This window comes from Pseudomonas sp. KH_017, assembly GCF_057840285.1.
Map to the genome: position 1 here is coordinate 1,290,560 of NZ_CM174509.1, position 26,031 is coordinate 1,316,590.

Below are 26,031 nucleotides of genomic sequence, written 5' to 3' on the forward strand. Positions count from 1 at the left end.
TCACCATGATCAAGTCGCGCGCCGCCGTTGCCTTCGAGGCCAAGAAGCCCCTCGAAATCGTTGAAGTCGATGTCGCCATGCCCAAGGCCGGCGAAGTCTTGCTGCGCGTGGTGGCCTCTGGTGTCTGCCATACCGATGCCTACACCTTGTCCGGTGCTGATCCGGAAGGCATCTTCCCGTCGATCCTCGGCCATGAAGGGGGTGCGATCGTGGAAGCGATTGGCGAGGGCGTGACTTCCGTTGCGATCGGCGACCATGTGATCCCGCTGTACACTCCGGAATGCCGTCAATGCAAATTCTGCCTGTCGGGTAAAACCAACCTCTGCCAGGCAATTCGCGCGACCCAGGGCAAAGGCCTGATGCCGGACGGCACCTCGCGTTTTTCCTACAAGGGCCAGCCGATTTTCCACTACATGGGCACTTCCACGTTCTCCGAGTACACCGTGCTTCCGGAGATTTCCGTTGCGAAAATCGCCAAGGAAGCGCCACTGGAAAAAGTCTGCCTGCTGGGCTGCGGTGTCACCACCGGCATCGGCGCGGTACTCAACACGGCCAAAGTGAAACCGGGTGATACCGTGGCCATTTTCGGCCTCGGCGGCATCGGTCTGTCGGCTGTCATCGGTGCTGTCAAAGCCAAGGCTGCCCGCATCATCGCCATCGACATCAACCCGGCGAAATTCGAGATCGCTAAACAGCTGGGTGCAACCGATTGCGTGAACCCGAAAGACTTCGATCGCCCGATCCAGGAAGTCATCGTCGACATGACCGACGGCGGCGTGGATTTTTCCTTCGAGTGCATCGGCAACGTGCAACTGATGCGTGCGGCACTGGAGTGCTGCCACAAGGGCTGGGGCGAATCGGTCATCATCGGCGTTGCCGGTGCCGGTCAGGAAATCTCGACCCGTCCGTTCCAGCTGGTCACCGGCCGCGTCTGGCGGGGTTCGGCGTTCGGCGGCGTGCGCGGCCGTACCGAGTTGCCAAGCTATGTGGAAATGGCCGAGACCGGTGAGATTCCGCTGGATACCTTCATCACCCACACCATGGGCCTGGAAGATATCAACAAGGCGTTTGACCTGATGCATGAAGGAAAAAGCATCCGCTCCGTCATCCATTTCTGAGGTCCGCCATGAGCCTGGAAAACATCTCCTGCCAGAAAAGCTTCGGCGGCTGGCACAAACGCTATCGCCATCGCTCGGAAGTGCTCGGCTGTGACATGGTGTTCGCCGTGTACCTGCCTCCTCAAGCGGAGCAGGGCGGCAAGCTGCCGGTGTTGTACTGGTTGTCCGGCCTGACCTGCACCGACGAGAACTTCATGCAAAAGGCTGGCGCCATGCGCATGGCCGCCGAGTTGGGACTGATCATCGTCGCACCGGACACCAGCCCTCGCGGTCCTGATGTGCCGGGCGATCCGGATGGCACCTGGGACTTCGGTCTCGGCGCCGGGTTTTACCTGAATGCCACCCAGGAGCCTTGGTCGCGCCACTATCGGATGCATGACTATGTCGTGCAGGAATTGCCGACCTTGGTCGAAGCCCATTTTCCGGCGTCGGACAAGCGCGGCATCAGTGGCCATTCCATGGGCGGCCATGGTGCGCTGGTCTGCGCATTGCGCAATCCGGGGCGCTATCTGTCGGTGTCGGCGTTCTCGCCAATCAACAACCCGATGGATTGCCCGTGGGGGCAGAAAGCCTTCTCCCGTTATCTGGGAGAGGACCGTTCGAAATGGCGCGAGTGGGATGCCTGCGCGTTGATTGCCGAGGCCGATGAAAAGTTGCCGCTGTTGGTCGACCAGGGTGATCGCGACGATTTCCTCGCCAGCCAGCTCAAGCCGGAAGCCCTGCAGCAGGCGGCCAAACTGGCGGGTCACCCGCTGACGTTGCGCCTGCAACCGGGCTATGACCACAGCTATTTCTTCATTGCCAGTTTCATAGACGACCACTTGCGGCATCACGCGCATGCTCTAGGTGCCTAATGCAGGTAGAATCACGCCCTGACAAAAATCGGGGCGTTTTTTTATGCGTATTGGCCACGGCTATGATGTGCACCGTTTCGCTGAAGGCGATTTCATCACTCTGGGCGGCGTGCGCATTGCACACAGCTTCGGGCTGCTCGCTCACTCTGACGGTGACGTCCTCTTGCACGCCTTGAGCGATGCCTTGCTCGGCGCCGCGGCGCTGGGCGACATCGGCAAGCACTTCCCGGATACCGACCCGCAATTCAAGGGCGCTGACAGCCGTGCGCTGTTGCGTCACGTCGTCGCACTGGTCCATGCCAAAGGCTGGAAAGTCGGCAACGTCGATAACACCATCGTCGCCCAGGCGCCGAAAATGGCCCCGCATATCGAATCGATGCGCGCGCTGATTGCCGCGGATCTTCAAGTAGAGTTGGATCAAGTGAACGTGAAAGCTACCACCACCGAAAAGCTCGGCTTTGTCGGTCGCGAAGAAGGCATTGCCGTGCACTCCGTTGCCTTGTTGCTGCGCGCATGAACGAACTGCAACTGCTCGGCCCGCGGGCCTATGGTGAACCCCTCGGCACCGCGGTACTGAAAGCCATTGCGGAAGATTTCCAGGTCGACGAAGTCCTCGACATTCCCCTCAGTGGCGAAGGCGAACACCTGTGGATCTGGGTGGAAAAGCGTGGTTTGAACACAGAAGAAGCGGCGCGGCGGATTGCCAAGGCTGCCGGCGTGCCTTTGCGCACCGTCAGTTATGCCGGGCTCAAGGACCGTCAGGCGTTGACTCGCCAGTGGTTCAGCGTGCAATTGCCGGGCAAGGCCGACCCTGATCTGTCGGCCGCGCAAAACGATACGCTGACGATCCTCAAGACCGCCCGCCACAAACGCAAACTGCAACGCGGTGCGCACTCGGCCAACGGTTTTACGTTACGCCTGACGCAATTCGCTGGCGACAAGGCTGCGCTTGAAGAGCGTCTGCAACTGATCGCCAAACAAGGCATCCCCAATTATTTTGGCGCCCAGCGTTTCGGCCATGACGGCGGCAACGTCGTCGATGCTCGCGCCTGGGCCGCGCGCAAGGCCTTGCCGGAGCAGCGCAATGTGCGCTCGCGTCTGCTCTCCACGGCGCGCAGTTTTCTGTTCAATCAGGTGCTGGCCGCGCGTGTCGCCGATGGCACCTGGCAGCGTGCCCAGGTGGGCGATCTGCTGGCCTTCACCGACAGTCGCAGCTTTTTCCCGGCAGGCGAAGCCGAGTGCAGCGACCCGCGCCTGGCGATTCTCGATCTGCACCCGACCGGTCCGCAGTGGGGCGAAGGTGACTCGCCGGCCACGGGCGTTGTCCATGAACTGGAGCAGGCTATCGCCGCACGCGAAGCGGATTTGCGTGACTGGTTGATCAACGCCGGTATGAGCCACGAACGTCGCATCCTGCGGCTGCCCATTGGCGGGCTGACGTGGCATTATCCCGAGCCTGACATTCTGCAACTGGAATTCATCCTGCCGGCCGGATGCTTCGCCACCGTATTGGTGCGTGAGCTTGTTGATCTGGTGCCGGTGGGGCAGACGGACAGCCCATGCGTATTCTGATTTCTAACGACGATGGGGTAACCGCACCCGGTCTCGCCGCGCTTTATGCTGCGCTGGCGGATTACACCGAATGCGTGGTTATCGCCCCGGACCAGGACAAAAGCGGCGCCAGCAGTTCGCTGACGCTCGACCGTCCGTTGCACCCGCAAACCCTGGCCAACGGCTTTATCAGCCTCAACGGCACGCCCACCGATTGTGTGCACCTGGGCCTCAACGGCCTGCTGGAGCGCGAAGCGGACATGGTGGTTTCCGGGATCAACCTGGGCGCGAACCTGGGGGACGATGTCCTGTATTCCGGCACGGTGGCGGCGGCCCTTGAGGGGCGTTTCCTGAAACACCCCTCGTTTGCCTTTTCGCTGGTCTCACGCCAGGTAGATAACCTTCCCACAGCTGCCTATTTCGCGCGCAAACTGGTTGAAGCCCATGCTGACCTGGATCTGCCACCGCGTACGGTACTGAACGTGAACATTCCCAATTTGCCGCTGGACCGCATCCGCGGTATCCAGCTGACCCGCCTGGGCCATCGCGCCCGTGCCGCGGCACCGATGAAAGTGGTGGATCCGCGGGGCAAGTCCGGTTACTGGATCGCTGCGGCCGGGGATGCCGAAGACGGTGGCCCGGGTACCGATTTCCATGCAGTGATGCAGGGTTATGTTTCGATCACGCCGCTGCAACTGGATCGCACCTTCAATGATGCCTTCAGAAGTCTGGACGGCTGGCTGGAGGGGCTGCGCTGATGGGTCGCGAACAAGACGATATGCTGCGTCGCGGCATCGGCATGACCTCCCAGCGAACCCGGGAGCGGCTGATCCAGCGCCTGTACGAGGAAGGTATCTCCAACGCCAGGGTGCTGGAGGTCATTCGCCGGACCCCGCGCCACCTGTTCGTCGACGAAGCGCTGGCGCACCGTGCCTATGAAGACACGGCGCTGCCGATTGGTAATAACCAGACCATCTCCCAGCCTTATATGGTGGCGCGCATGAGCGAGCTGCTGCTGGAGGCCGGTCCCCTCGACAAGGTGCTGGAGATCGGCACCGGGTCGGGTTATCAGACGGCGGTGCTGTCGCAACTGGTCGAGCGTGTGTTCTCGGTCGAGCGCATCAAGGTTCTGCAGGACCGGGCAAAGGAACGCCTGGTCGAACTGAACCTGCGCAACGTGGTGTTCCGCTGGGGCGACGGCTGGGAAGGCTGGCCGGCACTGGCGCCGTACAACGGGATTATCGTCACCGCAGTGGCCACCGATGTGCCCCAGGCTCTGCTTGACCAGTTGGCACCGGGAGGCCGGATGGTGATCCCGGTCGGGGCCGGCGAAGTCCAGCAATTGATGCTGATCATCCGCGAGGAACAAGGTTTTTCCAGGCATGTTCTGGGGGCGGTGCGCTTCGTGCCATTGCTCAATGGGCCACTGGCCTGAGCATTTGTTTCGGCACGCTGAATTCTCTTCGATTGCCTTTGTCTTACAGCGGCATTGTTCGGTTGAACGGGATTCATCGTCAGGCAGCAAACGTGTGCGCGACACCGATTCGCCACATTAAAGGTAAAGCGTGCACGGCTCGTTATACTTGCGACAGTTCATTGCCGGACTCCGGTATTTCACATTTTCAGCCACCACAGAGGGAGCGGCGGGTGAGTCTCACAGTCATTGCGCAGCGTATGAGTAAAACGAGCTTTCAGCGCCTGGTGACTGGCCTTGTCTTGAGCACGTTGCTGGTCGGTTGTTCCAGCAACAAGTCCAGCGATGTTCGTGTCCTGGACCGCAACAATGCCGCGGCTCAGCGTCCAGCCGTAACCACCGGACAATACGTCGTTCGGCCCAAGGACACCCTGTTCTCCATCGCCTTCCGTTACGGCTGGGACTACAAGGCCCTGGCTGCGCGTAACAACATTGCTGCGCCTTACACCATCCGTCCGGGTCAGACGATTCGCTTTGATGGTCGTACCGATTCAACGTCGACAGCGGTGGTCAGTTCGTCCAGTTCAACACCTTCGTCGTCGAGTAAAACCACGGTCATCCGTCGTCCGGTAAACGGTGCGACCACCAGCACAACGACGGTTTTACCGTCCGTCGCCAACAAGCCAGCACCCGCTCCGTTGCCCCCTCCCGGGCCAGCCCCGACGGGCTGGGGATGGCCATCTAATGGCATTCTGATCGGGAAATTCTCTTCAAACGGTAGTTTGAATAAAGGAATTGATATCGCCGGTGATTTGGGACAGCCTGTTTTAGCTGCGTCTGATGGGACGGTGGTGTACGCCGGGAGTGGCTTAAGGGGCTACGGCGAACTAGTGATCATCAAACACAGCGAAACTTACGTCAGTGCCTACGGACATAACCGCAGGCTGTTGGTTCGGGAGGGGCAGCAGGTCAAGGTCGGACAGACAATTGCCGAAATGGGGTCAACGGGTACAGACCGGGTGAAACTGCATTTTGAAATTCGCCGCCAGGGTAAACCTGTAGATCCGCTGCAATTCCTGCCACGTCGTTGATCGCTTACCAGCCTGTTCCGTCGCGTAGAGGGGACAGGCTCCAGCGTTGCCAGGGATGAAGGCGCCGCTTGAGCTTGAGGTCGAACTCACCAAAGGACTATAACAATGGCTCTCAGTAAAGAAGTGCCGGAGTTTGACATCGACGATGAGGTTCTCCTGATGGAGAGCAGCATCGATACGGATTCGATGTCGAATGATGAAGGGGCGGCTCCACCTTCCGTTCGTGCCAAATCCAAACACTCCGCATCGTTGAAACAACACAAGTACATTGACTACACGCGGGCACTTGATGCCACGCAGCTGTATCTCAATGAAATTGGTTTCTCTCCCCTGCTGTCCCCCGAAGAAGAAGTTCATTTTGCGCGCCTGTCGCAAAGTGGCGATCCTGCCGGGCGCAAACGCATGATTGAAAGTAACCTGCGGCTGGTGGTGAAAATCGCCCGGCGTTACGTCAATCGTGGGCTGTCGCTGCTGGACCTGATCGAAGAGGGCAACCTCGGCTTGATCCGGGCGGTGGAGAAGTTCGATCCGGAACGCGGTTTCCGCTTCTCGACCTACGCGACCTGGTGGATTCGCCAGACCATCGAACGCGCAATCATGAATCAGACCCGGACCATCCGGCTGCCGATCCACGTGGTCAAAGAGCTGAATGTGTACCTGCGGGCTGCGCGGGAACTGACGCAAAAACTCGACCATGAACCCTCACCCGAAGAAATCGCCAACCTGCTGGAAAAACCTGTGGGAGAGGTCAAGCGTATGCTCGGCCTTAACGAACGGGTTTCTTCGGTCGATGTCTCGCTGGGTCCGGATTCGGATAAAACCCTGCTCGATACCCTGACTGACGACCGTCCAACCGATCCATGCGAACTGTTGCAGGACGACGACCTGTCCCAGAGCATCGATCAATGGCTCTCGGAACTGACCGACAAGCAACGCGAAGTGGTTGTACGCCGCTTCGGCCTGCGCGGTCATGAAAGCAGCACCCTTGAAGACGTAGGCCTGGAAATCGGCCTGACCCGGGAACGGGTTAGACAGATTCAGGTGGAAGGCTTGAAGCGACTGCGCGAGATCCTGGAAAAAAATGGTCTGTCGAGCGAGTCGCTGTTCCAATAAGGCGCTCACTGCGATGGCACGAAAAACCCCGACTGGCTCGGGGTTTTTTATTGCCTGGCCAAGAGACCGAATCCCCTCGGGATTCTGGTTTCCTGCTGTAAGCCTTGGCTTACTCTTGCGTAAGTGTTCGTTATTTTTACACTCTGGCAGTCGTCCATGTTGAACTCTGACTGTATCTATCTTTTTGATTTATATAACTATTTTTTATTATTAATGACGTGTGACAGTTGGATTTCGCGCCAAAGGGCGATTGATCCAAGCGGGGAAAGGTCTAGTATTCAGGTTGTGTCGATGGACAGGCACGTCCTTCATGGATGAGGGATATGGATATCGCAGGACGCGATTCATCAGGACGATGAAAAGGAACACAGGGAATAGGGAAAAAATGTGGGCGGGTCAAACCGCCCCTTTTTTTGCCTGCAGAAAAGCAAAAAAGGCCCTTGTGAGGCCTTTTTCGCGAACGCGGGGGTAATCAGCGTTCGAGGTCTGCGATCTTGCCTTTCTTGCCATCCCACTCTTCAGCGTCGGGCATCGAATCTTTCTTCTCGGTGATGTTTGGCCAGATATCGGCCAACTCAGCGTTCAGCTCGATGAAGTTTTCCATGCCGGCCGGAACCTCATCTTCGGAGAAGATAGCCACGGCAGGGCATTCAGGTTCGCACAGCGCGCAATCGATGCACTCATCCGGGTGAATCACCAGGAAATTCGGGCCTTCGTAAAAGCAGTCCACCGGACAGACTTCTACGCAGTCGGTGTACTTGCACTTGATGCAGTTGTCGGTGACGACGAAGGTCATTTCTAATTTTCTCCTCAGGCGCGGCTTGCTGCGCCCCTTCTCGTAGGGGTCGCCAGGTTCGGGAGCGATAGTCTGCTGGCCAGGCTATTAGCCAGCAGCATCCCAAACCGCGCGAGATTCTAACAGCTTGCAAGCCGCTGCGTTAGATCCGTGTCTTTAGTGTATAGAGCATTTCGAGAGCACGACGTGGCGTCATGTCGTCCAGATCGAGCTTGGCCAGGTCATCCAGCACCGGATGCGGCAGGCTGGCGAACAGGTCGCTTTGCAGCGGTGCGGCCGGTTTGCCTTTGGCCGGTGCAGGTGTTTCATGGGGCAGGGCGGTGTCTTCCAGGCGGCTCAAATGCTCGCGAGCGCGCGTGATGACTTCACTCGGTACGCCTGCCAGCTGCGCAACGGCCAGGCCATAACTCTGGCTGGCCGGCCCGGGCAGCACGTGGTGCAGGAACACGATGCGCTCGTTGTGCTCAGTGGCATTGAGGTGCACGTTGGCCACCAGCGGTTGTGCTTCCGGCAGGACGGTCAGTTCAAAGTAGTGGGTGGCGAACAGCGTGTAGGCACGCAGATGCGCCAGGCGCTCGGCCGCCGCCCATGCCAGGGACAGACCGTCGAAGGTGCTGGTGCCGCGTCCGACTTCGTCCATCAGCACCAGGCTGCGCTCGGTGGCGTTGTGCAGGATGTTTGCGGTTTCGCTCATTTCCACCATGAAGGTCGAACGTCCGCCGGCCAGGTCATCACTGGAGCCGATCCGGGTGAAGATGCGGTCGACCAGCGACAGTTCGCAACTGGCTGCCGGCACGAAGCTGCCGATGTGCGCCAGGAGCACGATCAAGGCGGTCTGACGCATGTAGGTGGATTTACCGCCCATGTTCGGACCGGTGATCACCAGCATGCGGGTGTTGTCATCAAGGCTCAGGTCGTTGGCCACGAACGGCGTGGTCAGCACTTGTTCGACCACCGGGTGACGACCCTGGGTGATGCGCATGCACGGCTCACTGACGAAGCGAGGGCAGTTCAGGTCGAGGTTCAGCGCGCGTTCGGCAAGGTTGCTCAAGACGTCCAGCTCGGCCAGGGCGCCAGCGGTGTCCTGCAAGGGTGGCAATTGGGAGATCAGGTCTTCGAGCAGCGCTTCGTACAGCATCTTCTCGCGGGCCAGAGCGCGGCTCTTGGCTGACAGTGCCTTGTCTTCGAACGCCTTGAGTTCCGGCGTAATGAAACGCTCGGCGCCTTTGAGCGTCTGGCGGCGAATATAGTCGGCCGGTGCCGATTCCGCCTGCTTGCTTGGCAGCTCGATGAAGTAGCCGTGGATGCGGTTGTAACCGACCTTCAGGTGCGACAGGCCGGTGCGGGCCTTTTCCCGTGCCTCGAGGTCGATCAAGAATTGCCCCGCGTTTTCGCTGAGCGACTGCAGTTCGTCGAGTTCGCTGTCGTAGCCGGTTTTCAGCACGCCGCCGTCACGAATGACTGCGGGCGGGTTGTCGATGATAGCTTTTTCCAACAGTGCCGCCAGTTCCGGGTAGGTGCTGGTGATGGTGGCGAGTTGTTGCAGGTGCGGGGCTTCGAGCTCCGTCATTGCCACTTGCAGTTCCGGTAGTGCGCCGAGGGCGTCACGCAAACGGGCGAGGTCGCGCGGGCGGGCATTGCGCAGGCCGATCCGCGCAAGAATCCGTTCGATGTCACCGATTTCCTTGAGCTGCGGTTGCAGCCTTTCGAAGCGGTAACCGTCGAGCAGGCAGGTGATCGAGGTCTGACGCGCCAACAGCACCGTCAAATCGCGTAATGGGCGATTCAGCCAGCGGGTCAGCAGACGGCTGCCCATGGCGGTCTGGCAGCGGTCCACCACCGATTGCAGGGTATTGTCGCGGCCGCCGGCCAGGTTGGTGTCGAGCTCCAGGTTACGACGGCTGGCGCCATCGAGCACTACGGTGTCGTCCAGGCGCTCATGACGCAGGCTGCGCAAATGGGGCAGGGCGGTGCGCTGGGTTTCCTTGGCGTAGGCCAGCAGGCAACCGGCGGCGCCGATCGCCAGGGTCAGGTTTTCGCAGCCAAAGCCCTTGAGATCCTGGGTCGAGAATTGCTGGCACAGGCTTTTGAGCGCCGAATCGCGCTCGAAGTCCCACGGCGCACGACGACGCACACCACGGCGTTTTTCCGCCGGCAAGTCTTTGGGCCAGTCATCCGGAATCAGCAGTTCTACCGGGTTGACCCGCTCCAGCTCCGCCAGCAGATTTTCCCAACCCTTGATTTCCAGCACGCTGAAGTTGCCACTGGTGATGTCCAGCACCGCCAGGCCGAACAGGCGCTCATCACCCAGGACGGCGGCGATCAGGTTGTCCCGACGCTCGTCGAGCAGCGCCTCGTCACTCACCGTCCCCGGTGTGATGATGCGCACGACCTGACGCTCCACCGGCCCTTTGCTGGTCGCCGGGTCGCCGACCTGCTCGCAGATCACCACCGATTCGCCAAGCTTCACCAGTTTTGCCAGGTAACCCTCGGCGGCATGGTAAGGAATCCCGCACATCGGAATCGCCTGCCCGGCCGACTGCCCGCGGGCCGTCAGGGTGATGTCCAGCAACTTGGCGGCTTTCTTCGCGTCTTCATAGAAGATCTCGTAGAAGTCGCCCATGCGGTAGAACATCAGCTGGTCCGGGTGCTGGTTTTTCAGGCGCCAGTACTGCTGCATCATCGGGGTGTGGGAGGACAGGTCGGAGACGGCTTTATTCATCGGATTGTCAGGACGCTCGTTGAAAGAGATGGGGCAAAAGCGGGGCAACGGCCGGGCTTTTCCGCGATGGGCGCAAGGTTACCATGGGCGGTCTACCCGACGCAGGCATCACGGCCGGGTGACTCCTTTGCCATTTAAAATCTGGATATGCATGGGTTATGCAAATCAGCATTGTCTTCTTCGAGAAGAGCAAGCACTATGCGCGTTATGCAAAAACGCAACGTATCTACCGTATTAAGAGCATTGCTCGATCAGCACGGGATCTCCCCCACGGAGCTTCACCGTCGAACCGGCGTGCCTCAATCCACGCTCTCGCGCATTCTCAGCGGGAAAATCGTCGATCCTTCGGATAGGCACATTTCGAAAATTGCCGACTATTTTTCCGTGAGTACCGACCAGTTGCGAGGTCGCGCGGACGTCGCGTCTGCCGCTAATGCCGGGCGCACTCCTGTGCATTCGGAACTCAAGGATATAAGTCTGTGGGACGACGATACCCCTGTCGATGACGACGAGGTGTCGGTTCCCTTTCTTCGCGAGGTTGAATTGGCCGCGGGATCAGGAAGATTCGTCATCGAGGAGAGCGAGCGCTCCAGCCTGCGCTTCGGCAAACGAAGCTTGCGCCATAACGGCGTGCAGTTCGACCAGGCCAAATGCGTGACAGTGCGGGGCAACAGCATGTTGCCGGTGCTGCGCGACGGCGCCACGGTCGGGGTCAATGCCGGCAAGTGCGGCATTGGCGATATCGTTGACGGCGACCTTTATGCAATCAATCACAACGGCCAACTACGGGTGAAGCAGCTTTATCGTCTGCCGACCGGAATCCGTCTGCGCAGCTTCAATCGTGACGAACATCCAGACGAAGATTACACCTTTCAGGAAATCCAGGAGGAGCCGATTGTTATCCTCGGACATGTCTTCTGGTGGGGCATGTACGCCCGCTAACACCCCCTGCGTTCAGATAAAACCCGCTTCCCGAGCGGGTTTTTTTCGTGTGCTGAAAGCATCGGATTGTCTTCTTGTATGCGTTTGCGCATTGACTTAATATGCATAAATGCATAGTCTTGTTGCCTATCTATTCAAGAACACGGAATGACCGTTCACTCAAAGGAGGCATGAAATGACCGCTGAGCAATATGCGTTGCTGGACATGCCTTTGTGGCTGGTCATCAGCCTGCCAATACTCGGTGGTGTTGCCGGTGAAATGTGGCGTGCCGATAAAGAGGGCGTTCGTGGCTGGCCCCTTGTCCGGCGCCTGAGCCTGCGGTCTGGCTCCAGCATGATCTGCGGCGTCTCGGTCATCATGCTGCTGCACGCCGCCAATGTTTCCATCTGGGCTGCCTGTGCGGGTGGTTGTTTAGCGGCGATGGCCGGGACAGACGTGGTTCTAGGGTTGTATGAGCGTTGGGTGGCCAAGCGTATGGGGGGCGGACATCTTCCGTCCGGTGACGTCGAAGATTGATTCCCCGACAGGCCTTTTCCAGAGCCTCTGGTTCTTTACATTTTGATCGGTCCCGTCGCTTGCAAGTGCGGTCTGCTCGTGTACGGTTAACCTCATCCCGCCCGATCAGGAGATGACCGTGAACGAAATCACCCAGCTCGCCGCCGAACTCGGCAGACGCCTGCAGGTTCTCAATGCCCACGTCACCACGGCGGAGTCCTGCACCGGCGGAGGCATCGCCGAGGCTATCACCCGTATCCCCGGGAGTTCGGCCTGGTTCGAGGCCGGTTATGTCACCTACTCCAACCGGCAGAAAACCCTGCAACTGGATGTCCCGGTGGAGTTGTTCACCACCGTGGGCGCGGTCAGCCGCGAGGTGGTCGAGGCCATGGTCCGGGGGGCGCAGAAGAAAAATAGCGCGTATTTCTCCGTGGCGGTCAGTGGTATCGCCGGTCCGGATGGTGGAACGGCGAACAAGCCGGTTGGCACGGTGTGGCTGGCCTGGGGCGTCGGAGATCAGGTGTTCTGCGAGCGGCAGCACTTCCCGGGTAATCGCGACGACGTCCGCCGACAAACGGTGAAGGCCGCGCTAGAGGGGCTGCTGCGGTATGCCGCGGCAGAAATCTCAAATCAGGGGTAGGCGATCCGGAAACGCTGTGGAATAATACTGGCTACTTATACAGGTGTTGGCCGTCAGGCCTTATTGATTACGTGAGGACTTTAATGGACGACAACAAGAAGAAAGCCTTGGCTGCGGCCCTGGGTCAGATCGAACGTCAATTCGGCAAGGGTGCCGTAATGCGTATGGGCGATCAGGACCGTCAGGCGATCCCGGCCATCTCCACTGGCTCTCTGGGGCTGGACATCGCTCTCGGCATCGGCGGTCTGCCAAAAGGCCGTATCGTTGAAATCTACGGTCCTGAATCTTCCGGTAAAACCACGCTGACCTTGTCTGTGATCGCCCAGGCTCAAAAAGCCGGCGCGACCTGCGCATTCGTCGACGCCGAGCACGCCCTCGACCCTGAGTACGCCGGCAAGCTGGGCGTCAACGTCGACGACCTGCTGGTTTCCCAGCCGGACACCGGCGAGCAGGCCCTGGAAATCACCGACATGCTGGTGCGTTCCAACGCGGTTGACGTGATCATCGTCGACTCCGTGGCCGCCCTGGTGCCAAAGGCTGAAATCGAAGGCGAAATGGGTGACATGCACGTGGGTCTGCAAGCCCGTCTGATGTCCCAGGCGCTGCGTAAAATCACCGGTAACATCAAGAACGCCAACTGCCTGGTGATCTTCATCAACCAGATCCGTATGAAAATCGGCGTGATGTTCGGTAGCCCGGAAACCACCACCGGTGGTAACGCACTGAAGTTCTACGCATCGGTTCGTCTGGACATCCGTCGTACCGGCGCGGTGAAAGATGGTGATGAAGTCGTCGGTAGCGAAACCCGCGTCAAGGTTGTGAAGAACAAGGTAGCCTCGCCGTTCCGCCAGGCCGAGTTCCAGATTCTTTACGGCAAGGGCATCTACCTCAACGGCGAGATGATCGACCTGGGTGTTCTGCACGGTTTCGTCGAGAAGTCCGGCGCCTGGTATGCCTATGAAGGCACCAAGATCGGTCAGGGCAAGGCCAACTCGGCCAAGTTCCTGGCAGACAACCCGGAAGTCGCGGCAAAGCTGGAGAAGCAACTGCGTGATAAGCTGCTGTCGCCTGCATCGGTTGCGGACGCCAAAGCTTCTGCGGTCAAAGAGACCGAAGACGACCTGGCTGACGCTGATATCTGATCGAAGCGATGACCGCCGTACTCGATACACTCGTCGCGGTGCGGCGAACCGCAATGGACCTGCTCGCACGGCGCGAGCACGGTCGTGTCGAGCTGACGCGTAAACTGCGTCAGCGCGGCGCCATCCCCGAAATGATCGAAACAGCACTCGACCGGTTGACGGAAGAGGGGTTGTTGTCCGAAACCCGTTACCTCGAAAGTTTTGTTTCCTACCGTGCCCGTTCCGGTTATGGCCCTTTACGCATTCGTGAAGAGTTGGGCCAGCGTGGTCTGCAGCGCACCGATATTGAACTTGCCCTGCGAGAGAGCGGTATCGACTGGCAGGAGCAATTGATCGATACCTGGCGGCGCAAGTTCTCCGGACAATTGCCGGCAGACGCCCGGGAGCGAGCCAGGCAAGGCAGGTTCCTGGCGTATCGGGGATACTCCATGGAAATGATCAACCGCCTGTTCAGCGGTCGAGGGATGGACGATTGAACTGAAACGGCCTGCTATTTCGATAGCGGGCCGTTTTTTTATGCCTCACGAAACCTTTGACGGCTCCCGGGTGCGTTGTTGTACCTGGGGTTTTGATTGTGCCCAGTTTTCCGGCAGGTTGATGTAGTCCACAAGCTCGCGCAAGCGGCCATGATTGCGGGCGTTGAAGTTGAAGACCAGTCGCGCCAGATGGCTGAACTCGGCTTCGTCGTGTTCCTCGCCGCTGTAAGTGTGCTGATGGAAATGATCGCTCAGGCACAGGTCGGCGAAAGCCTCCTGCATGTGTTCGAGTGCGTGGTCGCTGAGTGTGTGATTCATGCGAATCAGGAACTGGTGCTTGAGCCAGCGACTGGAGTGGAAGTTACTGTAGAACTGGTTGATGTGCTCTACCGCTTCTTCGACGTTGTAGACCAGTTTCACCAGCTTCATATCAGTGGGCAGGATGTAGTGGTTTTCTTCCAGTTGCTGGTGAATGAAGTCCAGTGCGCCTTGCCAGAATTTGCCACCCGGTGCGTCGAGCAGCACCACGGGCACCAATGGACTCTTGCCGGTCTGGATCAACGTCAGCACTTCCAGCGCCTCATCCAGCGTACCGAAGCCACCCGGGCACAGCACCAGGGCGTCGGCTTCCTTGACGAAGAACAGCTTGCGGGTGAAGAAAAAGTGGAAGGGCAGCAGGTTGGTCGTGCCGTCGACAGTGGGGTTGGCATGCTGTTCGAAGGGCAGGGTGATGTTGAAACCCAGGCTGTGTGTCAGGCCGGCGCCTTCATGCGCGGCGGCCATGATGCCGCCACCGGCGCCGGTAATGACCATCATGTCCGAGCGCGTCAGAGCGGCGCCGAGTTCCCGGGCCATGCTGTAGAGCGGATGTTCCATGGGCGTACGGGCCGAGCCGAATACCGTGACCTTGCGCCGCCCCTTGAATTGTTCGAGTACGCGGAAAGCCTGTTCCAGTTCGCGCAGGGCTTGCAGGGTGATTTTGGCATTCCAACGGTTGTGGTCTTCCTGGGCCATGCGCAGCACGGTCAGGATCATGTCGCGGTAGATCGGGGTGTTCGGGCTGTTGGGTGAAATCAGCTTGAGCTGTTCTTCGACCTTGCTGATGAGGTCATGGCCGCTTTCTTCAAAATGACGGCTCAGGAGGTCATTCGGTTGGTAAGGCATTCAACTTCTCCTTCTGCACAGAACCCTCGGCCCGACAACGTACGTCGGTGCCACGACACTTCATGTGTCGCTGTCTGCCCAGGCCCATGCCTGGGCGATCTACTTGACCCGAAAGGTATCGGATCATCCAAACAGGCTCTGTTTTCCCTTGGATGAAAGAAACGTTCGCACAACACGACAAGCGACGGCCAGCCCCTTTCCAGCCTGAAAGAGTGAACGTGGATACCCTGAAATCTAGACCTTTACAGTGATTTGCGCTGTCTTGATCATTGCGCCACAAAGTCTTTCCTGGCAACCGCTTATTGACGATTTGCAAGGTGCTTTCACCGCTCGTCTGAACGTACGTCGCATGTGCGGCACTCTGATTTACTAAGTTACAGGTGTCACACGACAGCTTTGCGTCAACGGCAGGGCGCACGGTACAAGCGGTTCAAGGATTTATCGCTCAAACATGAGTGAAGTGCAGGGAGGCGGGAAACCATGACCAGAGTCGTTCTGGAGATCGATACGCAACTGTATCGATTGCTGAAGGCATCAGCCGAGACCCATCAGTTAAGTCTCGAAGAGGAGTGCTGCCGACGTTTGCGCGGTGGCGAACGTCGTTCGCATTACTTGCAGGCGCTGCTGGCGGAATTGCGCGCCGAAGATGAACAACGACGCGCCAATACCCGGTGATTACTTTTTCTTCTTCGCCGGTTGCAGGCAATCCGATTCCTGGAAGCTCGCGGAGCCGACCGGGCGGTTGGTCTTCACCTCGGTGAAGTCGTAACGCATGATCGCGCCCTTGGCCATCAGCTTGCGAAACCCTTCGTTCCTGCAGACAGAAGCTCCCAGCTGGAAGTACACGGCTTTCGGGTCTGCACGCATCTTGTCGGCGTGGCTGCTCTGCACGCTCAGATGGTTGATCAGCTGTTTGCCTTCAACGGTGTAGCCTTGATCGAGTATGTCTTCGTTGATCGCTCGTGGAGTGCCGACGCTGCTCTGGGTGGCGACGTTTTGCAGCATTTTGCTCAGTTCCGTGTCTTTCAAGGACGCAGCCTGAGCGTTGAAGGACGACGCCAGCAAAATGGCCGCGGTAGGAACGATAAGGCGCAGCATGAAACTCTCCTGGTTCAGTGATGGGGGTTGGACCCGTCACGTGACTGTGCGTTCAGTGGCGGCGAATTATAGGGGAGGCAGGCTGGACGGTACAGGCTTGCGCCGGGCGCTCTGGTAAACTGCTGGCACTTTTTACCCTGTCGAGTGTTTTTCGTGTCGATTTCCCTTCTCTGTGGGCGTTGCCCGCCATGAGTCATACCCCTGCGCGCTTTGCCTTGAATGCCGTAGCCCGCTTGCGCGATCAGCGCGAGGAGGAAGGCATCAAGCCGATTCAGGCCCGCGGCTGGCGCGCACCGCGCTGCCGTGACTGCCGGGTGATCGAGAGCCATTGCCTGTGCGCATGGCGTCCGCAGGTCGCTACCCGCTCCGGCGTGTGCCTGATCATGACCAACAAGGAAGTGTTCAAACCGAGCAACACCGGTTGGCTGATCGCCGACGTGGTGCCTGACAACCATGCCTTCATCTGGTCCCGTACCGAGATCGATCCGAAGTTGCTGGCGCTGTTGTCCGACCCGCAATGGCAGCCTTACCTGGTGTTTCCGGGTGAGTACGTCGAACCTGAGCGCGTGACAAACAGCGTGGACGTCGATGGCACGAAGCGCCCGCTGTTCATTCTGTTGGATGCGACCTGGACAGAAGCGCGAAAGATCTTTCGCAAGAGCCCCTATTTCGACCGACTGCCGATCCTCAGCCTGCTGCCGGAGAAACTCTCCCGCTACCGGTTGCGCCGCTCGACCCGCAGCGAGCATCTGTGTACGGCGGAAGTGGCGGCGCTGTGCCTCGACCTTGCAGGCGATGTCGCCGCAGCATCGGCGCTGGATGCCTATTTCGATGTGTTCAGCCAGCATTACCTCGACGCCAAACACCAGTTGGACATGAACGTTTCGACCCCGGCGCACGCCGAGTTGATGCCCTATGTCCGGTCGGTCACCCCATTGATGGACTGATTGTCGCGCATACTGCAATAAAGTGTACCGGCCATGCTGCTTGACCACCCCGGCTTCGCTGGGCATGCTTGGCGCCGATTAGGGTGCGGCCGGAATTTTCGACGCCGTTTTTTGCGTTGAGCGTGCCTTGTCAGTGCAGCTCCGTGGCTGTGTCTTGACTTGCTTTGGCGAGGTCCGAATGCATCGGGCGGCCCATGAAAAAACAGGATCATTTGAAAAATGGCCACATACGAAATCCTGATTGCCGATGACCACCCACTTTTTCGTAGTGCCTTGCATCAAGCGCTGACCCTGGGCCTTGGCCCGGACGTCCGTCTGGTGGAAGTGGCGAGCATCGCCGAACTGGAAGTCCGCCTGACGGAAAAGTCCGACTGGGATCTGGTGCTGCTGGACCTGAACATGCCGGGGGCCTACGGTTTTTCCGGACTGGTCCTGCTGCGCGGGCAGTATCCGCAGATTCCGGTGGTCATGGTCTCGGCCCAGGAAGAGCCGACCATCATGGTCAAGTCTCGTGAATTCGGCGCCAGTGGCTTCATTCCCAAATCCAGCGACTTGAGTGTGATCCAGAAAGCTGTGCGTGCGGTTCTCGATGGCGACGTGTTCTGGCCGCCGCAGGCGTTCGAAGCGGTCAGCGTCTCGGATGAGGCCAAGGCGGCCAGCGAAGGTCTTGCCAGCCTCACCCCGCAACAATTCCGCGTGCTGACGATGGTCTGCGAAGGCTTGCTGAACAAGCAGATCGCCTACGAGCTCAGTGTTTCCGAGGCGACTATCAAGGCGCACGTGACCGCGATTTTCCGTAAACTGAATGTGCGGACCCGGACCCAGGCTGCGCTGCTCTTGCAACAACTTGAGTCAATTTCCAGCCATTAAAGGCTGGCAAATTCACGCTTTTTTGACTTTGGTTGAACTAGCTTTCCCACTTCTTTTTTGTCAGTTGCCCACTCTATGTCACCTTTCAAAGGCCAGACCGGCCTGAAACGTATTCTCAATGCTTCCGGTTATTCGCTGGACGGCCTGCGTGCAGCCTTCACCGGTGAAGCCGCCTTTCGGCAATTGGTGTTGCTCAACGTCATCCTGATTCCTTTGTCGTTCTTCCTGAATGTCAGCCGGGTCGAACGGGCGTTGTTGATCGCGGTATGCCTGCTGGCGTTGATCGTCGAGTTGCTCAACTCGGCCGTGGAAGCGGCCATCGACCGCATTTCCCTTGAGCGGCACCCGCTGTCCAAGAATGCCAAGGACATGGGCAGTGCCGCCCAGGCCGTGGCATTGAGCATGATTGCCCTGGTGTGGGCGGTGATTTTGCTCTAGGCGATCGTCGGCAGCACGATCTCGTCGCTGCGCTGGACCCCGGCGGTGAAGGCGCGGCACAGATCGAGGAACTCGCGCATCGCCGAGGTCTGATATTTCTGTTTATGCCAGATGAAATAGAACTGTCGCGCCAGATCCAGATCCGGCGTCTCGACAGGCACCAGGCTGCCGCGGCGGAATGCGTCGCGCAAAGCCAGCCTGGAAATGCAACCAATCCCCAAACCAGACTCCACAGCGCGTTTGATCGCTTCGGTGTGCTCAAGCTCGAGGCGGATGTTTAACGAAGTGCGGTGATGGCGCATGGCTTGATCGAAGGTCAACCGCGTGCCTGAACCCTGTTCGCGCAAGATCCAGGCTTCGTGGCTCAACTCGTCCATGGTGGCTGTGCCACGCTTGGCCAACGGATGCTGAGGGGCGCAAAACACCACCAATTCGTCCTCGACCCAGCTTTGCACTTCGATGTCCGGGTGGCTGCAGTCGCCTTCGATTAGACCCAGATCAATTTCATAGTGGGCCACTTGTTGCACGATATTGGCAGTGTTCTGCACATGCAGCTTCACCTGGCTTTCCGGGTGGCGCTGCATGAAGCTGCCGATCAACAATGTGGCCAGGTAGTTGCCGATGGTCAGGGTCGCGCCCACGGCCAGCGAGCCGAAACCGGACTTGCCGTTGAGCAGGTCTTCGATTTCCTTGGCCTGGTCCAGCAGCGCCACCGCTTGCGGCAACAGTTGTTTACCGAGGGCGTTCAGACTCAACCGTTTGCCGGCACGGTCGAACAACTGGCAGCTGCACTGGCGCTCCAGTTCGGTGATCGAGGTGCTCGCCGCCGATTGCGAGAGGTTGAGCAGGCCCGCGGCGCGGGACACACTTTCCTGCTGGGCGACGGCGACGAATACTTGAAGTTGACGGAGAGTAAATCGCATATCGATATAACCGATAACCCTTATCTTAATAATCCATTTAACAGATATTGTCTCTGCCTTTAGAATGCGATGCAATTGCGCAGAGCTGGCTTTTTTTGCAGAGCAGGCGCCGAACACGCGCAGACAAATCTCCAGGAGTCCCACGTACATGAGCAACATGAACCACGAGCGTGTCCTCAGTGTTCACCACTGGAACGACACTCTGTTCAGCTTCAAGTGCACCCGTGATCCGGGCCTGCGCTTCGAGAACGGTCAGTTCGTGATGATCGGCCTGCAACAGCCCAACGGCCGCCCGCTTATGCGCGCTTACTCGATTGCCAGCCCGAACTGGGAAGAGCATCTCGAGTTCTTCAGCATCAAGGTGCCTGATGGTCCGCTGACTTCGCAGTTGCAGCATCTGAAGGAAGGCGACGAGATCATCATCAGCAAGAAGCCTACCGGCACGCTGGTACTGGATGACTTGAAGCCTGGCAAACATTTGTACCTGCTCAGCACCGGTACCGGCCTGGCGCCGTTCATGAGCGTCATCCAGGACCCGGAAACCTACGAGCGTTTCGAAAAAGTGATCCTGTGCCACGGCGTGCGTTACGTCAACGAAGTCGCTTACCGCGAGTTCATCACCGAGCACCTGCCGCAGAACGAATTCTTCGGTGACGCGCTGCGTGACAAGTTGATCTACTACCCGACCGTGACCCGCGAGCCGTTCGAGAACGAAGGTCGCCTGACCGACCTGATGCGCAGCGGCAAGCTGTTCAGCGACATCGGTCTGCCACCGATCAACCCGCAGGACGACCGCGCCATGCTGTGCGGCAGCCCGAGCATGCTCGACGAGACCAGCGAAGTGCTGAACAGCTTCGGCCTGAAGGTTTCGCCGCGGATGCGCGAGCCGGGTGATTACCTGATCGAGCGTGCGTTCGTCGAGAAGTAAGCAACCACTCAACGGTTCTGCTTTCCCTGTGGGAGCGGGCTTGCTCGCGAAGGCGGTGTGTCAGTCAACGTTAATGTCGACCGACACACCGCCTTCGCGAGCAAGCCCGCTCCCACAGTTGTTTATTGTGTTGAGATGTTTGCGGGAATGACTTCGAGAACGCGAATAACCCCGGCTTCGGGGTAATGCCAACGCACATCGACATCCCAGAACTGCGCGCCGTACTCCCGCTCGGGTGCAGGCGTTTGATAGGCCGGGCGCGGATCTTGCGCCAGGCATTGCTCGATCAACTCGACCAAAGGCTCTGCAAGGCGCTGGGCATGCTCGTGAGCCTGTTGTAGCGCTGTGTCCGTCCACTGCACAGGAATCAATTGCGGCGCAGCGCTGGCGATGCTGTTGACGGCGGTATCGATGATGTCGGCATAGGGCACGTAGGGTTTGATATCGAGAATCGGCGTGCCATCCAGCAGATCGATGCCCGAGATCCACAGCCGGCCGGCTTCGACCTTGTCCAGTTTCACCACCGACTGCCCGATGGCATTGGGGCGGTGGGTGGCGCGGGTGGCGAACACGCCCATGGATTTGTTGCCGCCGAGGCGAGGAGGGCGGACCTTCAGGCGAGGCTTTTCTTCCAGGGCCTGGTGGAACAGGAACAGCAGCCACACGTGGCTGACCTGCTCCAGGCCCTGCACTGCGTCCCCTTGATCGAACGGCGCCACCAGTTCCAGCACGCCACGGGCGGCCGGGGCCAGTTGCGGTTGGCGCGGAATGGCGAACTTCTCCTTGAAGCAGGAGCGCACGAAGCCGATGGGGGAAACGCTGTAGGTCATGGTTTGGGGTCGAGGCGGGAAGAGGGTGGGCATGATAACCCGACCAGCCCAAGTCAGGTGGTGACTGCTCCGGCCTCTTCGCGGGCAAGCCCGCTCCCACAGGTTTTGTGGTCTACCCAATTCCTGTGGGAGCGGGCTTGCCCGCGATGGCCGCACCGCCGATCTACAGACTGAATCCGCCATCCAAAGGAATAATATTTCCGGTCATATAGGCTCCGGCAGTGCTGGCCAGACTGATCGCCAGCGCCGCCATCTCTTCCTCGCGCCCCCAACGCTTCATCGGGATCAACGCCGTATCCTGCGCCAGCGCCTGTTCATCATTGCCAATGTGCTGGGTCATCTTGCTCGGAAAGCGCCCCGGGGCGATCACGTTGACGTTGATGTGCTGGCTCACCAGTTCGCGCGCCAGAATCCTCGACAGTTGGTGCAACGCAGCCTTGCTCGGCCCGTAGGCATACGCCTGTTCGCCGAAGGAGGAAATCCCGGCCACCGATCCGATGTTGATGATCCGCGCCGGATTCGCTTCGGAACCGGCCTTGCGCAGCAGGGGCAGGAATTGCTGGATGCAGTTGAACACCGAGGTCACGTTGAGCTGCATGACCTTCTCCCAGCCCTTGATCGGGTAGCTCTCCAGCGGCGCGCCCCAGGTGGTGCCGGCATTGTTCACCAGAATGTCCAGATGAGTGATCTGCTCGCCCAGGCGGGTGGCCAGTTGCAGGACGCCCTCTTCGGTGGCGAGGTTGGCCGCCATGGCGTGGCAGCGTCCAAGCGCTCCGAGTTCGCCAGCGGTTTGCAGGCAGGCTTCAACGTCGCGGGCGCAGACGTACACGGTGGCGCCCGCCTCGACGTAGGCCTTGGCGATCATCTTGCCGATACCACGGGTGCCGCCGGTCACCAGGGCGGTGCGGCCTTGCAGGGAAAAGTAGGGATGCATGGCGAATCCTTCAGAACTGAGGTCTTTACACCCTAGTCGTCAGCCGCCAGAAGCGGAGCCACTATTTTTGCGCGGAATGAGGGGCCATATGGCCCGGCCTTGAACTGCATGCATGCAGTTCAAGGCCGGCGGGCGTTTACTGCGGGCGAACGCGCAGGGTCAGGCCCTTGAGGAAGTTGCGCAGCAGCTGGTCGCCGCACGGGCGATAGTTGGTGTGGCCGAATTTGCGGAACAGTGCGCTCAGCTCAGGTTTGGACACCGGGAACTCGGCGGCCTTGAGGATCGCGTGCATGTCGTCTTCTTTCAGCTCGAACGCCACCCGCAGTTTTTTCAGGATGATGTTGTTGGTCACCGGCACTTCGATCGGCTGCGGCGGACGGCTTTCGTCCTTGCCGCGTTTGAAGATCACCAGGCCGTCGAGGAAGTGCGCCATGACTTCGTCCGGGCAGCGTACGAAACCTTCCTCGTCTTCCTCTTTCTTGTCGAGGTAGGTCAGCAGGTCCGGCAGGGTCACGTTCATGCCGCCGAGCTTGATGATCTCGATGACTTTCTTGTCGCTGATGTCGAGCATGTAGCGCACGCTGCGCAGTACGTCGTTATGAATCATGTGTGCAGTCCTGATATTCAGCTGTGGGCGTCGCGGCCAGGCGCGGCGCCGAAATGTGTGGCGGCGAGAAAAGCCTTAGAACTTCTCTTTGCCGGACAGGTAGCGCCATTGCCCCAGCGGCACTTTGCCGATGGACACGCCGCCGATGCGGATGCGACGGATGGCGATGACCTTGAGGCCGACCGCCTGGCAGAGCAGGGCGATGATGCCCGGTTGCGGGTTCTTCATGGCAAAGCGCAGGCGGTTCTCGTTCTGCCAGCTGGCCTTGACCGCCGGCAACTCCTTGCCCTTGTAGGTCAGGCCGTGGTTCAGGCGGTTCAGGCCGTGGGCCACCATCTCGCCTTCAACCTCGACCACATACTCTTGTTCGATCTTGTTGGAGTCGGCGGTGAGTTTGCGCAGGATTTTCCAGTCCTGGGTGAACACCAGCAGACCACTGGCGTTGGCCTGCAGGTCGGTGCTGGCGGTCAGGCGCAGGAAGTGCCCGCGCAAAGGGCGCTTGCCGTAACGGTGCTCTTCGCTCAGGGTCTCGGCGCCGAGGGTGGCCATGGCGGTGTCTGCGTCCATGCCGGCTGGCACATTCAGCAGCAGCGTCACCGGTTCCGGTGCAGTGGCCTTGGCTTCGGGATCAAGCTCGACTTTCTGGGTGTCGACCTTGAATTGCGGCTCGTCGATGACCACACCGTCGACGGTGACCCAGCCGCCCTCGATGAACAGCTCAGCCTCCCGACGGGAACAGCCGACGAGTTCGATGAGGCGTTTGGAGAGACGAATCGGGTCAGTCATGTCAGGGCCGTAACAAAAAGGGGGTGGGCATTGTACCTGCCTGGCGCCGGTTAATCCCGGTTCCATTTACGCCGTAAGGTTTTTTGTGGGAGCGGGCTTGCTCGCGAAAGGGCCATCAGCCTCAACATGTATGTTGGCTGACACACCGCCTTCGTCGGAACGCCGCCCGGAGCAAGCCCGCTCCCACATTTGATCTGTGTTGTGTCATCCGTGCCGCGATTTTTGCTGGTTCTGGCGCATACGCATGTGCAGCAGTGGATACGGCTGGCCCATGCCATCGACTTCCGAGCGACCGATGACCTCGAAGCCCTGCTTGAAGTAAAAGCCGAGGGCTTGCGGGTTCTGTTCGTTGACGTCCAGTTCGCAGGCGTTCAAGTGTTCCAGGGCATAGCGCAACAATTTCTTGCCCAGGCCTTGGCCGCGATGGTCCGGGTCGATGAAGAGCATTTCGATCTTGCCGGCCGCGACGCCGGCGAACCCGGTGATGCGCTGGTTCGAATCCTTGGTGCAGATCAGCATCACCGAGTCGAGGTAGCGGGTCAGCACCAGGTTTTTCAGCAGTTCGATGTAGCTGTCTGGCAGAAAGTCGTGGGTGGCACGTACCGAGGCCTCCCAGACCCGGGTCAGTTCTTCGTAGTCGCCGAGTTTCGGCGTGTGGATGACCGAATGCTGACGCATGCCCGTCTGCCCCTTTTGCAGTGGTTGATAGGAATCCTTCCATGTGCAAACGATAGCCGTAAAAAAGCCCCGCATCTCGTCAAGAGAGCGGGGCTTTGCGTATTTTCTGCGTTTAGATCTGTTCAGCCCACAGATCGTATTCGTCGGCGTCGGTCACTTTGCACCAGACCTTGTCGCCCGGCTTGAGGTTGCTGCCGTTGTCGATGAATACGTTGCCGTCGATTTCCGGGGCATCGAAGAAGCAGCGGCCGACCGCGCCTTGCTCGTCGACTTCATCGACCAGCACTTCGATCTCACGGCCAATGCGCATTTGCAGGCGCGCCGAGCTGATGGCCTGCTGGTGCGCCATGAAGCGGTCCCAACGGTCCTGCTTGACGTCGTCCGGGACGACTTCCAGGTCCAGGTCATTGGCCGGTGCGCCTTCTACCGGTGAGTACTGGAAGCAGCCGACGCGGTCGAGCTGGGCTTCGGTCAGCCAGTTCAGCAGGTACTGGAAGTCTTCTTCGGTCTCGCCCGGGAAGCCGACGATGAAGGTCGAACGGATGATCAGGTCCGGGCAGATTTCGCGCCAGTTCTTGATCCGTGCCAGGGTCTTGTCTTCGAAGGCCGGGCGTTTCATCGACTTCAGCACTTTCGGGCTGGCGTGCTGGAACGGGATGTCCAGGTACGGCAGGATCTTGCCGGCGGCCATCAGCGGGATCAGCTCGTCAACGTGCGGGTACGGGTAAACGTAGTGCAGACGAACCCAGACGCCGAGGGTGCTCAGGGCTTCGCAGAGTTCGGTCATGCGGGTTTTCACCGGCGCGCCGTTCCAGAAACCGGTGCGGTATTTCACGTCGACGCCGTAGGCGCTGGTGTCTTGGGAGATCACCAACAGCTCTTTGACGCCGGACTTGACCAGGCGCTGGGCCTCGTCGAGCACGTCACCCACTGGACGGCTGACCAGTTTGCCGCGCATAGACGGGATGATGCAGAAGCTGCAGCTGTGGTTGCAGCCTTCGGAAATCTTCAGGTAGGCGTAGTGGCGCGGGGTCAGCTTGATGCCTTGTGGCGGCACCAGGTCGATCAGCGGGTTGTGGTCCTGGCGTGGCGGCACGACTTCGTGCACGGCGTTGACCACTTGCTCGTACTGCTGCGGACCGGTCACGGCCAGCACGCTCGGGTGTACGTTGCGAATGTTGCCTTCTTCGACGCCCATGCAGCCGGTCACGATGACCTTGCCGTTTTCCTTGATGGCTTCGCCGATCACTTCCAGGGACTCGGCCTTGGCCGAATCGATGAAGCCGCAGGTATTGACCACTACAACATCGGCGTCCTGATAGGTGGACACGACGTCATAGCCTTCCATGCGCAGCTGGGTAAGGATGCGCTCGGAGTCGACCAGTGCTTTGGGGCAACCCAGGGATACGAAGCCAACCTTTGGATTGGCCGGCGCAGGAGTGGTGGACATGTCTAACCTCGGTATTTTGTGAC

Annotated in this window: 29 protein-coding genes; 18 read left to right on the forward strand and 11 right to left on the reverse strand. The window is 59.4% G+C overall.

Going from position 1 to position 26,031, the window contains the following annotated elements; all coding sequences use genetic code 11:
- Positions 1–5 precede the first annotated feature (5 nt).
- The 8 genes from AC3IT6_RS05755 to rpoS all read left to right on the forward strand — a co-directional run bounded on the left by AC3IT6_RS05755 (position 6) and on the right by rpoS (position 7,141).
- Positions 6–1,118 (forward strand): S-(hydroxymethyl)glutathione dehydrogenase/class III alcohol dehydrogenase, encoded by a 1,113-nt coding sequence (locus AC3IT6_RS05755; RefSeq protein WP_489354586.1) that lies wholly within the window; start codon positions 6–8, stop codon positions 1,116–1,118.
- Between the two features lie 8 nt (positions 1,119–1,126).
- Positions 1,127–1,972 (forward strand): S-formylglutathione hydrolase, encoded by an 846-nt coding sequence (gene fghA, locus AC3IT6_RS05760; RefSeq protein ID WP_489354587.1) that lies wholly within the window; start codon positions 1,127–1,129, stop codon positions 1,970–1,972.
- A gap of 43 nt (positions 1,973–2,015) precedes the next feature.
- Positions 2,016–2,489: a 2-C-methyl-D-erythritol 2,4-cyclodiphosphate synthase gene (gene ispF / locus AC3IT6_RS05765; RefSeq protein WP_007970721.1), complete on the forward strand. Its 474-nt coding sequence runs from the start codon at positions 2,016–2,018 to the stop codon at positions 2,487–2,489.
- A complete protein-coding gene (gene truD, locus AC3IT6_RS05770) occupies positions 2,486–3,544 on the forward strand; it encodes a tRNA pseudouridine(13) synthase TruD (RefSeq protein WP_489354588.1) in 1,059 nt (352 codons plus the stop codon). The genes ispF and truD overlap by 4 nt, the downstream gene beginning before the upstream one ends.
- Positions 3,532–4,281 (forward strand): 5'/3'-nucleotidase SurE, encoded by a 750-nt coding sequence (surE, locus tag AC3IT6_RS05775; RefSeq protein ID WP_150727669.1) that lies wholly within the window; start codon positions 3,532–3,534, stop codon positions 4,279–4,281. Before truD ends, surE begins: the two co-directional genes overlap by 13 nt.
- A 41-nt stretch (positions 4,282–4,322) precedes the next feature.
- Positions 4,323–4,958 (forward strand): protein-L-isoaspartate(D-aspartate) O-methyltransferase, encoded by a 636-nt coding sequence (locus AC3IT6_RS05780; protein ID WP_172435346.1) that lies wholly within the window; start codon positions 4,323–4,325, stop codon positions 4,956–4,958.
- Positions 4,959–5,170: 212 nt separating this feature from the next.
- Positions 5,171–6,028: a peptidoglycan DD-metalloendopeptidase family protein gene (locus tag AC3IT6_RS05785; protein ID WP_150727668.1), complete on the forward strand. Its 858-nt coding sequence runs from the start codon at positions 5,171–5,173 to the stop codon at positions 6,026–6,028.
- Between the two features lie 105 nt (positions 6,029–6,133).
- Positions 6,134–7,141: an RNA polymerase sigma factor RpoS gene (rpoS, locus tag AC3IT6_RS05790; RefSeq protein ID WP_007990225.1), complete on the forward strand. Its 1,008-nt coding sequence runs from the start codon at positions 6,134–6,136 to the stop codon at positions 7,139–7,141.
- Between the two features lie 472 nt (positions 7,142–7,613).
- Here the strand turns inward: rpoS and fdxA are convergent, their stop codons facing one another.
- Positions 7,614–7,937, reverse strand: coding sequence for a ferredoxin FdxA (gene fdxA, locus AC3IT6_RS05795; RefSeq protein WP_150727667.1), 324 nt, complete (start codon positions 7,935–7,937; stop codon positions 7,614–7,616).
- Between the two features lie 142 nt (positions 7,938–8,079).
- Positions 8,080–10,659, reverse strand: coding sequence for a DNA mismatch repair protein MutS (mutS, locus tag AC3IT6_RS05800; RefSeq protein ID WP_477777451.1), 2,580 nt, complete (start codon positions 10,657–10,659; stop codon positions 8,080–8,082).
- Positions 10,660–10,866: 207 nt separating this feature from the next.
- Here mutS and AC3IT6_RS05805 point away from each other — a divergent pair, with 207 nt between their 5' ends.
- From AC3IT6_RS05805 to recX, 5 genes are all read left to right on the forward strand, one after another.
- Positions 10,867–11,601 carry a LexA family transcriptional regulator gene (locus tag AC3IT6_RS05805; RefSeq protein WP_150754274.1) on the forward strand — a complete coding sequence of 245 codons (735 nt, stop codon included), beginning with the start codon at positions 10,867–10,869 and terminating at the stop codon, positions 11,599–11,601.
- A 175-nt stretch (positions 11,602–11,776) separates the two neighbouring features.
- Complete coding sequence (locus tag AC3IT6_RS05810) at positions 11,777–12,118, forward strand: phage holin family protein (protein ID WP_489354589.1); 342 nt, start codon at positions 11,777–11,779, stop codon at positions 12,116–12,118.
- 118 nt (positions 12,119–12,236) lie between these two features.
- Positions 12,237–12,737, forward strand: a complete 501-nt coding sequence (locus AC3IT6_RS05815; protein WP_056722269.1) for a CinA family protein — start codon at positions 12,237–12,239, stop codon at positions 12,735–12,737.
- Between the two features lie 83 nt (positions 12,738–12,820).
- Entirely contained in the window at positions 12,821–13,879 is a 1,059-nt protein-coding gene (gene recA / locus AC3IT6_RS05820) for a recombinase RecA (protein WP_223442801.1), read from the forward strand.
- Positions 13,880–13,887: 8 nt separating this feature from the next.
- Complete coding sequence (gene recX, locus AC3IT6_RS05825; protein WP_223442804.1) at positions 13,888–14,355, forward strand: recombination regulator RecX; 468 nt, start codon at positions 13,888–13,890, stop codon at positions 14,353–14,355.
- Positions 14,356–14,400: 45 nt separating this feature from the next.
- Here the strand turns inward: recX and AC3IT6_RS05830 are convergent, their stop codons facing one another.
- Positions 14,401–15,519 (reverse strand): LOG family protein, encoded by a 1,119-nt coding sequence (locus AC3IT6_RS05830; protein ID WP_223442807.1) that lies wholly within the window; start codon positions 15,517–15,519, stop codon positions 14,401–14,403.
- 480 nt (positions 15,520–15,999) lie between these two features.
- Here AC3IT6_RS05830 and AC3IT6_RS05835 point away from each other — a divergent pair, with 480 nt between their 5' ends.
- Positions 16,000–16,194, forward strand: coding sequence for a hypothetical protein (locus AC3IT6_RS05835; RefSeq protein ID WP_150754186.1), 195 nt, complete (start codon positions 16,000–16,002; stop codon positions 16,192–16,194).
- Here the strand turns inward: AC3IT6_RS05835 and AC3IT6_RS05840 are convergent, their stop codons facing one another.
- On the reverse strand, positions 16,195–16,617 hold the full coding sequence (locus tag AC3IT6_RS05840; RefSeq protein WP_150727660.1) for a quorum-sensing-regulated virulence factor family protein: 423 nt from the start codon (positions 16,615–16,617) through the stop codon (positions 16,195–16,197).
- Between the two features lie 188 nt (positions 16,618–16,805).
- On the opposite strand from AC3IT6_RS05840, the gene AC3IT6_RS05845 reads away from it, so the two are divergent.
- From AC3IT6_RS05845 to AC3IT6_RS05855, 3 genes are all read left to right on the forward strand, one after another.
- Entirely contained in the window at positions 16,806–17,564 is a 759-nt protein-coding gene (locus AC3IT6_RS05845) for a tRNA-uridine aminocarboxypropyltransferase (protein WP_223442813.1), read from the forward strand.
- Positions 17,565–17,783: 219 nt separating this feature from the next.
- Positions 17,784–18,434: a response regulator transcription factor ErdR gene (gene erdR, locus AC3IT6_RS05850; protein WP_008054094.1), complete on the forward strand. Its 651-nt coding sequence runs from the start codon at positions 17,784–17,786 to the stop codon at positions 18,432–18,434.
- Between the two features lie 75 nt (positions 18,435–18,509).
- Entirely contained in the window at positions 18,510–18,872 is a 363-nt protein-coding gene (locus tag AC3IT6_RS05855) for a diacylglycerol kinase (RefSeq protein ID WP_150754183.1), read from the forward strand.
- On the opposite strand, the gene AC3IT6_RS05860 is transcribed toward AC3IT6_RS05855, so the two are convergent.
- Entirely contained in the window at positions 18,869–19,795 is a 927-nt protein-coding gene (locus tag AC3IT6_RS05860) for a LysR family transcriptional regulator (protein WP_046041182.1), read from the reverse strand. The genes AC3IT6_RS05855 and AC3IT6_RS05860 overlap by 4 nt on opposite strands.
- Before the next feature lie 148 nt (positions 19,796–19,943).
- Here AC3IT6_RS05860 and fpr point away from each other — a divergent pair, with 148 nt between their 5' ends.
- Positions 19,944–20,723 (forward strand): ferredoxin-NADP reductase, encoded by a 780-nt coding sequence (gene fpr, locus AC3IT6_RS05865; protein ID WP_008054100.1) that lies wholly within the window; start codon positions 19,944–19,946, stop codon positions 20,721–20,723.
- 122 nt (positions 20,724–20,845) lie between these two features.
- Here the strand turns inward: fpr and tsaA are convergent, their stop codons facing one another.
- From tsaA to rimO, 6 genes are all read right to left on the reverse strand, one after another.
- Complete coding sequence (tsaA, locus tag AC3IT6_RS05870; RefSeq protein ID WP_489354590.1) at positions 20,846–21,553, reverse strand: tRNA (N6-threonylcarbamoyladenosine(37)-N6)-methyltransferase TrmO; 708 nt, start codon at positions 21,551–21,553, stop codon at positions 20,846–20,848.
- A 163-nt stretch (positions 21,554–21,716) separates the two neighbouring features.
- Positions 21,717–22,487 (reverse strand): SDR family oxidoreductase, encoded by a 771-nt coding sequence (locus AC3IT6_RS05875; protein ID WP_489354591.1) that lies wholly within the window; start codon positions 22,485–22,487, stop codon positions 21,717–21,719.
- 136 nt (positions 22,488–22,623) lie between these two features.
- Positions 22,624–23,094: a YehS family protein gene (locus AC3IT6_RS05880; RefSeq protein ID WP_108216691.1), complete on the reverse strand. Its 471-nt coding sequence runs from the start codon at positions 23,092–23,094 to the stop codon at positions 22,624–22,626.
- 75 nt (positions 23,095–23,169) lie between these two features.
- Positions 23,170–23,880, reverse strand: coding sequence for an rRNA pseudouridine synthase (locus tag AC3IT6_RS05885; RefSeq protein ID WP_150727653.1), 711 nt, complete (start codon positions 23,878–23,880; stop codon positions 23,170–23,172).
- Between the two features lie 204 nt (positions 23,881–24,084).
- Positions 24,085–24,558 (reverse strand): acetyltransferase, encoded by a 474-nt coding sequence (locus AC3IT6_RS05890; RefSeq protein ID WP_489354592.1) that lies wholly within the window; start codon positions 24,556–24,558, stop codon positions 24,085–24,087.
- A 112-nt stretch (positions 24,559–24,670) separates the two neighbouring features.
- Positions 24,671–26,008 (reverse strand): 30S ribosomal protein S12 methylthiotransferase RimO, encoded by a 1,338-nt coding sequence (gene rimO / locus AC3IT6_RS05895; RefSeq protein ID WP_034146797.1) that lies wholly within the window; start codon positions 26,006–26,008, stop codon positions 24,671–24,673.
- Positions 26,009–26,031 lie beyond the last annotated feature (23 nt).

Bases quoted from the DNA above. Each gene is read 5' to 3' on its own strand.
- ispF (WP_007970721.1), top strand. From the start codon at position 2,016: ATGCGTATTGGCCACGGCTATGATGTGCACCGTTTCGCTGAAGGCGAT.
- AC3IT6_RS05780 (WP_172435346.1), top strand. From the start codon at position 4,323: ATGACCTCCCAGCGAACCCGGGAGCGGCTGATCCAGCGCCTGTACGAG.
- erdR (WP_008054094.1), top strand. From the start codon at position 17,784: ATGGCCACATACGAAATCCTGATTGCCGATGACCACCCACTTTTTCGT.
- AC3IT6_RS05835 (WP_150754186.1), top strand. From the start codon at position 16,000: ATGACCAGAGTCGTTCTGGAGATCGATACGCAACTGTATCGATTGCTG.
- AC3IT6_RS05860 (WP_046041182.1), bottom strand. From the start codon at position 19,795: ATGCGATTTACTCTCCGTCAACTTCAAGTATTCGTCGCCGTCGCCCAG.
- AC3IT6_RS05755 (WP_489354586.1), top strand. From the start codon at position 6: ATGATCAAGTCGCGCGCCGCCGTTGCCTTCGAGGCCAAGAAGCCCCTC.
- fdxA (WP_150727667.1), bottom strand. From the start codon at position 7,937: ATGACCTTCGTCGTCACCGACAACTGCATCAAGTGCAAGTACACCGAC.
- AC3IT6_RS05890 (WP_489354592.1), bottom strand. From the start codon at position 24,558: ATGCGTCAGCATTCGGTCATCCACACGCCGAAACTCGGCGACTACGAA.
- AC3IT6_RS05805 (WP_150754274.1), top strand. From the start codon at position 10,867: ATGCAAAAACGCAACGTATCTACCGTATTAAGAGCATTGCTCGATCAG.
- rpoS (WP_007990225.1), top strand. From the start codon at position 6,134: ATGGCTCTCAGTAAAGAAGTGCCGGAGTTTGACATCGACGATGAGGTT.
- AC3IT6_RS05855 (WP_150754183.1), top strand. From the start codon at position 18,510: ATGTCACCTTTCAAAGGCCAGACCGGCCTGAAACGTATTCTCAATGCT.
- AC3IT6_RS05845 (WP_223442813.1), top strand. From the start codon at position 16,806: ATGAGTCATACCCCTGCGCGCTTTGCCTTGAATGCCGTAGCCCGCTTG.
- AC3IT6_RS05880 (WP_108216691.1), bottom strand. From the start codon at position 23,094: ATGATTCATAACGACGTACTGCGCAGCGTGCGCTACATGCTCGACATC.
- AC3IT6_RS05885 (WP_150727653.1), bottom strand. From the start codon at position 23,880: ATGACTGACCCGATTCGTCTCTCCAAACGCCTCATCGAACTCGTCGGC.
- AC3IT6_RS05810 (WP_489354589.1), top strand. From the start codon at position 11,777: ATGACCGCTGAGCAATATGCGTTGCTGGACATGCCTTTGTGGCTGGTC.
- recX (WP_223442804.1), top strand. From the start codon at position 13,888: ATGACCGCCGTACTCGATACACTCGTCGCGGTGCGGCGAACCGCAATG.
- mutS (WP_477777451.1), bottom strand. From the start codon at position 10,659: ATGAATAAAGCCGTCTCCGACCTGTCCTCCCACACCCCGATGATGCAG.
- surE (WP_150727669.1), top strand. From the start codon at position 3,532: ATGCGTATTCTGATTTCTAACGACGATGGGGTAACCGCACCCGGTCTC.
- truD (WP_489354588.1), top strand. From the start codon at position 2,486: ATGAACGAACTGCAACTGCTCGGCCCGCGGGCCTATGGTGAACCCCTC.
- AC3IT6_RS05875 (WP_489354591.1), bottom strand. From the start codon at position 22,487: ATGCATCCCTACTTTTCCCTGCAAGGCCGCACCGCCCTGGTGACCGGC.
- fpr (WP_008054100.1), top strand. From the start codon at position 19,944: ATGAGCAACATGAACCACGAGCGTGTCCTCAGTGTTCACCACTGGAAC.
- recA (WP_223442801.1), top strand. From the start codon at position 12,821: ATGGACGACAACAAGAAGAAAGCCTTGGCTGCGGCCCTGGGTCAGATC.
- AC3IT6_RS05830 (WP_223442807.1), bottom strand. From the start codon at position 15,519: ATGCCTTACCAACCGAATGACCTCCTGAGCCGTCATTTTGAAGAAAGC.
- fghA (WP_489354587.1), top strand. From the start codon at position 1,127: ATGAGCCTGGAAAACATCTCCTGCCAGAAAAGCTTCGGCGGCTGGCAC.
- rimO (WP_034146797.1), bottom strand. From the start codon at position 26,008: ATGTCCACCACTCCTGCGCCGGCCAATCCAAAGGTTGGCTTCGTATCC.
- tsaA (WP_489354590.1), bottom strand. From the start codon at position 21,553: ATGACCTACAGCGTTTCCCCCATCGGCTTCGTGCGCTCCTGCTTCAAG.
- AC3IT6_RS05840 (WP_150727660.1), bottom strand. From the start codon at position 16,617: ATGCTGCGCCTTATCGTTCCTACCGCGGCCATTTTGCTGGCGTCGTCC.